This is a genomic window from Robiginitalea sp., from assembly GCF_049588695.1.
Taxonomy (GTDB): domain Bacteria; phylum Bacteroidota; class Bacteroidia; order Flavobacteriales; family Flavobacteriaceae; genus Robiginitalea.
The window spans coordinates 1-8881 of sequence record NZ_JBAVZJ010000284.1 but is presented as its reverse complement, the minus strand read 5'-3'; the positions used below and the strand labels follow the sequence as shown (position 1 = coordinate 8881).

At 49.4% G+C, this 8881-nt stretch carries 9 protein-coding genes and 1 pseudogene; 6 read left to right on the top strand and 4 right to left on the bottom strand.

What is annotated here, in order from left to right:
* From WBV75_RS06880 to rimK, 3 genes are all read left to right on the top strand, one after another.
* Positions 1-464 (top strand): deoxyhypusine synthase family protein (locus WBV75_RS06880; RefSeq protein ID WP_424119898.1); only part of this gene is annotated, 464 nt, incomplete at its 5' end.
* 2 nt (positions 465-466) lie between these two features.
* Positions 467-763, top strand: coding sequence for a hypothetical protein (locus WBV75_RS06875; RefSeq protein WP_424119897.1), 297 nt, complete (start codon positions 467-469; stop codon positions 761-763).
* Between the two features lie 81 nt (positions 764-844).
* The gene (gene rimK / locus WBV75_RS06870; RefSeq protein WP_424119896.1) at positions 845-2233 is read left to right on the top strand and encodes a 30S ribosomal protein S6--L-glutamate ligase; all 1389 of its coding nucleotides are present in this window, start codon (positions 845-847) and stop codon (positions 2231-2233) included.
* Here the strand turns inward: rimK and WBV75_RS06865 are convergent.
* Positions 2230-3177 (bottom strand): NAD-dependent epimerase/dehydratase family protein, encoded by a 948-nt coding sequence (locus WBV75_RS06865; RefSeq protein WP_424119895.1) that lies wholly within the window; start codon positions 3175-3177, stop codon positions 2230-2232. The two genes, rimK and WBV75_RS06865, sit on opposite strands and share 4 nt — an antisense overlap.
* A 65-nt stretch (positions 3178-3242) precedes the next feature.
* Here WBV75_RS06865 and WBV75_RS06860 point away from each other — a divergent pair, with 65 nt between their 5' ends.
* From WBV75_RS06860 to treF, 3 genes are read left to right on the top strand one after another with little or no spacing between them, the layout of a single operon-like run.
* A complete protein-coding gene (locus tag WBV75_RS06860) occupies positions 3243-3737 on the top strand; it encodes a hypothetical protein (protein ID WP_424119894.1) in 495 nt (164 codons plus the stop codon).
* Entirely contained in the window at positions 3724-4233 is a 510-nt protein-coding gene (locus WBV75_RS06855) for a nuclear transport factor 2 family protein (protein WP_424119893.1), read from the top strand. Before WBV75_RS06860 ends, WBV75_RS06855 begins: the two co-directional genes overlap by 14 nt.
* 12 nt (positions 4234-4245) lie before the next feature.
* Positions 4246-5829: an alpha,alpha-trehalase TreF gene (gene treF / locus WBV75_RS06850; protein WP_424119892.1), complete on the top strand. Its 1584-nt coding sequence runs from the start codon at positions 4246-4248 to the stop codon at positions 5827-5829.
* Positions 5830-5911: 82 nt separating this feature from the next.
* Here the strand turns inward: treF and WBV75_RS06845 are convergent, their stop codons facing one another.
* The 3 genes and pseudogenes from WBV75_RS06845 to WBV75_RS06835 all read right to left on the bottom strand — a co-directional run.
* Complete coding sequence (locus tag WBV75_RS06845; RefSeq protein WP_424119891.1) at positions 5912-6595, bottom strand: hypothetical protein; 684 nt, start codon at positions 6593-6595, stop codon at positions 5912-5914.
* 134 nt (positions 6596-6729) lie between these two features.
* Positions 6730-7548, bottom strand: coding sequence for an NAD(P)-binding domain-containing protein (locus WBV75_RS06840; protein WP_424119890.1), 819 nt, complete (start codon positions 7546-7548; stop codon positions 6730-6732).
* Positions 7541-8881 (bottom strand): annotated as a pseudogene (locus WBV75_RS06835) (peptidase M28); the annotation flags it as partial. The gene WBV75_RS06840 and the pseudogene WBV75_RS06835, both read right to left, overlap by 8 nt.

Genomic DNA, 8881 nt, shown 5'->3' with positions numbered 1-8881 from the left:
ACTCATGGATGTATGCTGCGGCTGAAAAGAATCTGCCGCTGGTGTGTCCCGGTTGGGAGGACAGTACCCTGGGAAATATCTTTGCATCCTATGTGATAAAAGGAGAGCTTTCTGCCCAAACTATGCGCTCCGGCATTGAGTATATGACGTTTCTGGCGGATTGGTACACTCAAAATTCGGAGAAGGGCATCGGATTCTTCCAAATTGGAGGGGGTATCGCAGGGGATTTTCCCATCTGCGTTGTGCCCATGCTCTACCAGGATTTGGAAAGGACACAAACGCCATTCTGGAGTTATTTCTGCCAGATCAGCGACAGTACAACCAGCTATGGCTCCTATTCAGGAGCAGTTCCCAATGAAAAAATAACCTGGGGAAAACTCGGGATAGACACCCCGAAGTTTATTGTTGAAAGCGACGCCACCATTGTGGCACCGCTGGTATTTGCGTATCTTTTAAAAATGTAATCATGGACGGCCTGAGACGTGTTATTGTAGATTTTAAAAAACTCACCCCGGAGGTGCTTAAACTTCTGGTGGAGCGGTATCCCGACGGATATGATGACGATAATGTCATTTCATTTCGAAATGCCCATGGAGAGCGGATTGAAGCCGTTGAAGTAGTGACGGAGGACACCAAGTACCTGGTCAAGATCAGTGCAAAACTCGAGCACACCATGGCAAATTACGACGAGGAGGACTATTCGGATTTTAAGGATGATGACCCGGATGCTATCCCGGATATGGAGGATCCGGAAGAGGAGTGATCCCCCCCACTTCTGCAGGCACCCGAGTGTTTTTGGATACCTGTATCCCGGCTGATTTTTCTAATGACAAATTAAATTAAGATGGAACAACTAAAGGTCCTCGGTAACGACGAGTGGTGCGTATTTGAACAACTCGGCATCCCCGCTATCCGGGCTCGGGTGGACAGTGGCGCACGAACGTCTTCAATTCAGGCAGTGAATACCCGCATTGAAATGCGGCATGGGGAAGAATGGGTAAATTTTGAAGTACATCCACTACAACACAACCGCAGCATCACCGTACCCTGTTCGGCCCGACTTATCGACCGGAGGATGGTCCGCGGATCTACAGGAATCTCCGAGGAACGCCTGGTCATTAAAACTTTGCTGACCCTTGGGGGGGAAACCTTTCCCATTGAACTGACCCTGGCCAATCGGGATTCTATGGAGTATCGAATGCTTCTCGGCAGGGAAGCGCTCTCGGGGCGGTATCTCGTGGATCCGGGTCAATCGTCCCTTCAGCGTGATTTTACTCAGGAAGCCCTGGACGAGTTATATGCTCCGTATATGGAACAGCGATCCGGCCTCAGGATTGCCCTGCTGGCGAGTAACCCCAACCTGTACAGCAATCGTCGGATAATGGAAGCCGCAAGAGAGCGCGGCCATGAGATCGTTTTCCTCAATGTGGAACTGGTGTATATGCGACTGGATACAAAATCCCCGGAAATCCGGTATCGGGGAGGGAACATCCTCAATGAATTTGATGCCATTATCCCGAGAATTAAACCTTCAGTGACTTTTTACGGCTGTGCGCTGATCCGGCAATTTCAGAACCTGGGTGTTTACTGTCAGAATTCGGCGGACGCTATCTCGCGCAGCAGGGATAAACTTTTTGCCTCCCAACTTTTTGCCCTTCACGACCTTCACATTCCCATTACCGGGTTTGCAAAATCCCCCAACGATACCCGGGATCTGATCAAAATGGTCAACGGTGCCCCCCTGATCATCAAACTTCTTGAAAGCACCCAGGGTAAAGGGGTCGTCCTGGCGGAGACCAATAAGGCAGCGGAGAGCGTAATCAATGCCTTTAAGAGCGTACAGACCAACATACTTGTCCAGGAATTTATCAAGGAAGCCAATGGGCAGGATATCCGATGCTTCGTCATTGATGGCAAAGTGGTGGCTTCCATGCAGCGACAGGCCGAAAAAGGAGAATTCAGGGCGAACATTCACCAGGGGGGCAAGGCCGGACGGATAAAAATCACCTCTGAGGAGCGAAAACTCGCTCTAAAAGCTGCCAAAGCACTGAGTTTAGCCGTGGCCGGAGTAGACATCATTCGATCGAATCGGGGCCCCATGTTACTCGAAGTAAATTCTTCCCCGGGTCTCGAAGGAATCGAAGGGGCTACCGGAAAAGATATCGCTATGGAAATGATCCCCGCGATTGAAAAAAAACTCAAATTCCAGGCCGAAGCCGCAACAGCGTCTTAACTGTTTTCCCGAAGGTTGAAGAGCATTTCCCGGGTCAATTTTTCAAGGTCGTACCGGTGTTCCCACCCCCAGTCCTTTCGTGCCTGGGAATCGTCAATGCTATGGGGCCATGATTCGGCGATCTCCTGGCGGGAGTCGGGAACATAACTGATTTTAAAATCAGGGAGGTCCGATGTGATACTTCGAGCCAGGTCCTCGGGGGTAAAGCTGAGAGCACCCAAATTATAAGAGGTCCGTATGCTCAGCGCCGCGGCAGGAGCCTCCATTAATTGCAGCGTGGCATCAATGGCGTCAGCCATATACATCATTGGTAGGGCCGTATCTTTTTTCAGGAAGCATTCATAGCTTCCTGTTTTCAATGCCTGGTGGAAAATATCAACGGCGTAGTCCGTGGTTCCGCCTCCCGGCTGGGTTTTCCAACTGATCAGCCCGGGGTAGCGAAGGCTACGAACATCCACGCCATATTTCCTGTGGTAATAGGATGCCCAGTCTTCGCCCGCCTTCTTGCTGATGCCGTACACGGTGGAGGGTTCTGTCACCGTGGATTGAGGGGTGTTTTCTTTGGGGGTTTTCGGGCCAAAAACGGCAATACTGGAGGGCCAGAATAGCTTCGAATAGAGACCCATCCTGCCGAGCTCGAGGACGTGCAAAAGGGAATTCATGTTTAAATCCCAGGCCCTTGCCGGATGCTTTTCAGCCGTTGCACTGAGCATGGCTGCCATCAGGTAGACCTCGGTGACCCCTGTTTTTCTAAAAAGGTCCTCCAGGGCCGGGAAATCGGTGGCATCCAGGGTAACAAAAGGTCCGGACTCCATTAATTCTGCAGTTCCCTCCCTGATATCACTCGCAATAACGGATTCAGAGCCGTAGCGAGAGCGGAGGGCAAGGGTAAGCTCTGTTCCAATTTGCCCGCAAGCGCCTAGAATCACTATCGTTTTAGACATAAAAATGAAGCTTGGTCATATGTGGAGGTAAATATAACTGTTCTTAAAATTTGTACATTCGCTTTATGACCAAAATAGTCATTTTAGGGATGTGTCTGATTCTGGTGGTGAGTTGTAAATCACCAGATCAGAAGGAGGCACAAGATGAGCCATCGATGATTGAGGCGGAGATTCAGGCTTTACCAGAACTCGTGCCATTGAGTCCCCGGGCCAGGGAAATCGTGGATGAATGGCCACAGTATACCTCCCTGGAGAATCGGTTGTCGACACTGCCGGATGTAAAGAACACGGAGGAAATGGAATTGCTCCTTGAAGAACTCAACCAGATTTGTAAACAAGTAGAGGAAAATGCATTTCCCCAACCTTTTGAAAAACCTTCGGTACGGAGTCGGATTAAAGTACTCCGCACCTATCTCGGAAAGCTGGAGGCTGCCAATTACTATCGTCTGGACTATCAGGAACCCATTTCCGAACTTATGGATGCCATTAATGCCACACGGCAGCAGTTTAATGTAATCGTTAATAATAATCTTACCCCCGATGTTTTTGAAAACAACTAGACTTTTACCCTTAGTATTCTTACTGTTTTTCAGTATCCTGCAGGCACAGCGGAGTGAAAAGAAAGCCATTGAAAATGTGCTGGATGCCTGGCACAAAGCAGCGGCAAATGCAGACTTTAATGCCTATTTCGACCTAATGGCCGAGGAGTCGGTGTTTGTGGGTACCGATGCGGCGGAGCACTGGAATAAGCAGGATTTTATGACGTTTTCAAAACCGTATTTTGACAAGGGAAAGGCATGGGATTTTAAGGCCGTTGACCGGCATGTATTTATAGATAAAACAGGTGAGATGGCCTGGTTTGACGAACTCCTGGATACCTGGATGCAGTTGTGCAGGGGGTCGGGAGTACTTATCAGGGAAGGGGGAAAATGGAAAATTGCCCATTATGTACTTTCCATGACGGTTCCCAATGAAAACGTCGACGGAGCCATTGCTCTGAAAAAAGAAAAGGATAGTATTCTAATGAAGTCCCTTCTGTCGGAGCGGATCCATTAATCCCGTTTAACTATGAGAGTAAAAGGAATTTACCTTTCCCTGTTGGTGACTGCTGTGCTGTTTGTGCAGTGTCGCAAGTCTGTGGAGATCACGGATTCGGCGGATACGTTTTACGAAACGCAATTGTTTAAAGATGTACAGCTCGCCCATCTGTTTGAGGATTCAAAAACCTTTGTGGACCTCGAACGGGATGAGGATTTCAGGACGCTGGCCAACCGGTACCTCACGGAGCGGGAACGTCCCCGTTTTGACCTTAGGGATTTCGTGGAAGAACATTTCAGGGATCCTGCGCGGAAACAGGTTGCTTTTACCTCGGATATGAATCGGGATATGTATTCGCATATCGGGGTAATGTGGGATGTTCTCGGGCGGGGGCCGGACACCCTCAATGCGAATACCTCACGAATCCCTTTACCCCATCCGTACATCGTACCCGGGGGGAGGTTCAAAGAAATATATTATTGGGACAGTTATTTTACCATGATCGGCCTCGTGTCAGACAATCGGATGGATATCGCCGGGGATATGCTTTCCAATTTTGCGCATCTGATCGATTCGCTCGGGTTTATCCCCAACGGCACCCGGGACTATTACCTTACCCGGTCACAACCCCCTTTTTTTTCGCAGATGGTAACCCTTTTAAGTCAAAAAGAACCTGCCCTGAAGGATGAGTATTTTCAGCAGATTGAGAAGGAATACGCCTATTGGATGCAAGGATCAGATTCGCTGGAAAAAGGCTCAGTGGATCGTCGGGTTGTAGGTATGGGGGACGACCGCTTTATGAATCGGTACTGGGACAGTGCGCGTACACCAAGGCCTGAATCCTATGGGGAAGATGTAAAACTGGCCGAAAACCTCCCGGATTCTGAAACCCAGGAGCTCTATGCTCAATTGCGGGCAGCCGCAGCCTCCGGCTGGGATTTCAGCAGTCGATGGTATGCCCGGGAAGGAGAATTTGCTTCTACCAAAACCGCGGATTTACTCCCGGTAGATCTGAATTCGCTGCTATACTCCATGGAAGTCCAACTGGCCGAAGGTCACCGCAATCGGGGTGATGCTGAAGCTGGTAAGGTATTCGAGATCCGGGCGAAAAAGCGAAAAGACCTGATCAATAAGATGATGTGGGATCCTCAGGTAAAGTTTTACAAAGACTTTAATTTTGTGAGTAACAGTCGTTGTGGGGAGATGACCCTGGCAGGAGTCTATCCCCTGTATTTTGGAATTGCCAGTAAGTCTCAGGCGGCTGGTGTTGTGGAACATCTTATCACAGATTTTCTCAAACCGGGAGGCCTGGTCTGTACCCTTCGCGTCACGGGCCAGCAGTGGGATGCTCCCAATGGTTGGGCACCCCTCCAATGGATGGCTGTTAAAGGACTGCTGAATTACGGGTATACGGAAGAGGCCCGGGATATTATGGAGCGCTGGCTGGCGCTAAATGAGCGCGTATACCGTGAAGAGGGTAAACTGATGGAAAAATATAATGTTGTCGATACAACACTTTCCTCAGGAGGGGGTGAATACCCCACTCAGGACGGCTTCGGGTGGACCAACGGGGTGGCTTTAGGCTTCAGGGACCTGCTGGAAGACATGGAGTAAAGCCCCGTTTTCCGAATCCTGCAACCCGGGCCAAAGAATTCCTCTGCGTCCTTCGCTTTCGAGCCCTCTTATAAATTCCAACTTATTCGGTCTCTTTCCGGGATTCAAGAGCCTGTTTGCTCAGGCTCGCCAGGTTGAAATTCGGTGCCATTTTCAAAGCTTCATCAAAACTGGCAATGGCCTGGTCTATATCATTTTTGTCGATATTATACTGGGCGAGCCCCTTAAGGTGGACAAAGGCAGCCTTAAGCGGAACTTCGTAAGGTTGTTGCCTTTCGTAGAAGGCATATTTCATCTCGTCGGTTGCATTGGTAATCCCATATTCGATATCGGATAATGCTCCCGGACTGTCTCCTGCCTGAATTTTTAAATCTGCCAGTTCGTAAGCGATATAGGGGTTCGGCCCCCTCTCAAACATAATCTGGAAATGTGGAACGGCCCGACTCGGCTGGTTGAGGGCCTTGAGCGAAATCGCTTTAACCTGTAATGCGAGATCTGAATCCTGTGGGTTTACCTCAATCCCGGTCAGATTCAGGGCCTGCATATGCTGGTTGTTGTTGCTGTAGACCAGGGCAAGGGTATCCCGTCTCTCCTGGGAAGGGTTAAGCACGTTCAGGTGCGTGAGTGCGTTGATCACCCCCTGTACGTCGCCCTGTTCCAACATTTGTTTATAGAACGCCTGATAGTGTTTTTGAAGATTCTCCTGGGCATGGGATTGGAAGGCGAATATCAGTGCAATACAGCTGGTGAGGATGAATTTTTTCATTTTTCCCAAGTTTGTTTGAAGAGTGCAAAACTAAGATATTTTTTAGTATAAGAACCTCAAAATCACATCCTGTACGGGAATTCTTTGAGTGTGAAATCGCTCAGTCCTCTATCCCGATATCGGCAGGGACAGGATTAAATCTCAGAACTCCAGATCGAATGCGCAAAGGAGTAACCCAGGGCTTTAAAGGCGGGGCAGGAGATTTTTTTACCCTTAAGGTGGGCAGGGTTATCGGTATAGACCGGTGGGGCAATGCCAAAATGAGTGGCTTCTTTGGTGTAGTACTCGCGTTTGGAAGGATGCTCCGGGAACACAGCATTGAAGGTTCCTGAAAGATCGGGGTTTGCGATCAGTGCCTCCAGAACACCTATTAAATCTTCCTGGCGGATCAGGTTAACCCGTTCACTCCCGTCCGAATTGATATTTCTTCCACTTAAGGTAAACACCGGATGGCGATCTGCACCTATAAGCCCTCCGGGCCTTAAAATTTGAGTAATACGGGCTTTGTTTCCCAGCAGGATCTTTTCGGCAACCAGCAGTTTCTCGCCTGTTTGAGAATCCGGCAGGGGTTGGTCCGCTTCAGTAACACTTCCCTGAGAAGTTCCGTATACCGATGTACTGCTTACAAATACGAGATGGGGAATAGCCGCTTTTTGAAGGTAGGTTTCCATCAATCGGATTCTGGAAATAAAATCTGCTTTGGGATCTCTTCGGATCCCAGGCGGAATATTCAGTACAAGGCAATCCAATCCCTTAAGGAATTCCTCGGGATTGCCTTCAATCTCGTGGTCTCCTAGCCTGAGTACAAAGGCTTCAATACCCTTTTCTGATAGGGAGTCTATTTTTTCCTCACGTGTGGTACTCCCCCGGACACGGTGACCAGAGGCCAGCAAAGTTTCGGCCAGGGGTGTGCCGAGCCAACCGCAACCCAGGACACCTATGGTCTTATTCAAAACTCAGTTTTTTGATCAGCACAACGGCGTCATTTAAGACGAAAGGCATAGGGATCTGGTCGGAGGGCCGGGGTGGAATACTGAAATTCGGGTCGGTCAACAGGGAATTGGACGCTTCGTAAAAGGTGAGTTCCAGGGGTTCTCCTTCGGGGAAAACCAGGAAGATTTCTGTCGGGTCGTTTCTGCTGATGTAATGGGTAAACAGACGACGACTATTCCTGTTCTTCAAATAATAGGGTGGGAGGGCAGCCCCATTGACCGCAGCCTGAAGCACAGGCGTTTCATTGGTAAAGACTTCCATCCGATTGACATCCCTTCCCGGGGTAACGGTCAGGAAGACTTGCCGCTTACCGGCGATCAAAGTATCTGTCTGAATACTGATTTGAGGGGCGACAAGGGATTTGAGCGGGGCGGTTTTGGTAAAAGTAAACCCGGTACTGTATTTACTGCTCAGGGTTTCGATATCATCCGAATTCGGGGCTGTGGGCTCCTCACCGAGATAGGCGCGGGTCCAGGAAGAGGGGGATTTTTCATAAGTAGCCCAAATGGCTGTATTGGAATCCAGGTTTTTAACGTACATCAGGCTCGTGGGCCTGGGTTGATCTGGTGAAAACCCACTTTTCAGATGAGCTCCCAGAAAAAGGCCCAGAAAAATGATCAGTCCGGCCAGGGCAAAACGCTTCTTTTTTGCGTAACTCCCGCACACCGGTAGTAGTAGGAAGAAGATCAATGTGGTCAACAGGCTACTTGCAATAAGCATTTTCAGGCCGAGGCCCACAGGAAACATTTTCACCAATGGCGTAAAGATCCATAGTGCGGGAACACAGAGCAAGACAAGGAGAAACGGGTTGGGTTGGTCCTGGGTAGTCAGCATCATCCAGCCCAGCAAAACCCCATAAACCGGTATCGTAAAAAAGGCGGCTCCCGGCAGGTAGTAACACAGTAAACCGCAGAGGATAAGCCATAAGAAAATCGGGCCGGCGAGCAACTCGCGCAACGGGGTTTCACGGAAATAGGAATAGACCCAGAAACAGATCGCCAACGCCAGGGTGGCCAATGCAGCGATATAGTAATACCCATTATAAGTAAAGCCGTGGAGCATATCGGAGTATTGGGGATAAAGGCCCTTGAGGGTCGGCCAGAAAATATACCCTATCCCCCCGTTAATTCCGAGGGTTATGAGCAAGGGAATCAAGCCTTTTCCAATGCCTTTAAACCTCAGGCGCTTATGCCTTAACCCATAACCGAGAACGAACAAAAACAACAGCGAAGCTATAACCAGCATGGGCCAGATCCATTCAAAGGGATAGGAAATAAGGCCAAAGAGCGGAAC

Excerpts from the sequence above, each read along its gene's own strand:
- WBV75_RS06865 (WP_424119895.1), bottom strand. The coding sequence starts at position 3,177 with ATGTCTAAAACGATAGTGATTCTAGGCGCTTGCGGGCAAATTGGAACA.
- WBV75_RS06860 (WP_424119894.1), top strand. The coding sequence starts at position 3,243 with ATGACCAAAATAGTCATTTTAGGGATGTGTCTGATTCTGGTGGTGAGT.
- WBV75_RS06875 (WP_424119897.1), top strand. The coding sequence starts at position 467 with ATGGACGGCCTGAGACGTGTTATTGTAGATTTTAAAAAACTCACCCCG.
- rimK (WP_424119896.1), top strand. The coding sequence starts at position 845 with ATGGAACAACTAAAGGTCCTCGGTAACGACGAGTGGTGCGTATTTGAA.
- treF (WP_424119892.1), top strand. The coding sequence starts at position 4,246 with ATGAGAGTAAAAGGAATTTACCTTTCCCTGTTGGTGACTGCTGTGCTG.
- WBV75_RS06845 (WP_424119891.1), bottom strand. The coding sequence starts at position 6,595 with ATGAAAAAATTCATCCTCACCAGCTGTATTGCACTGATATTCGCCTTC.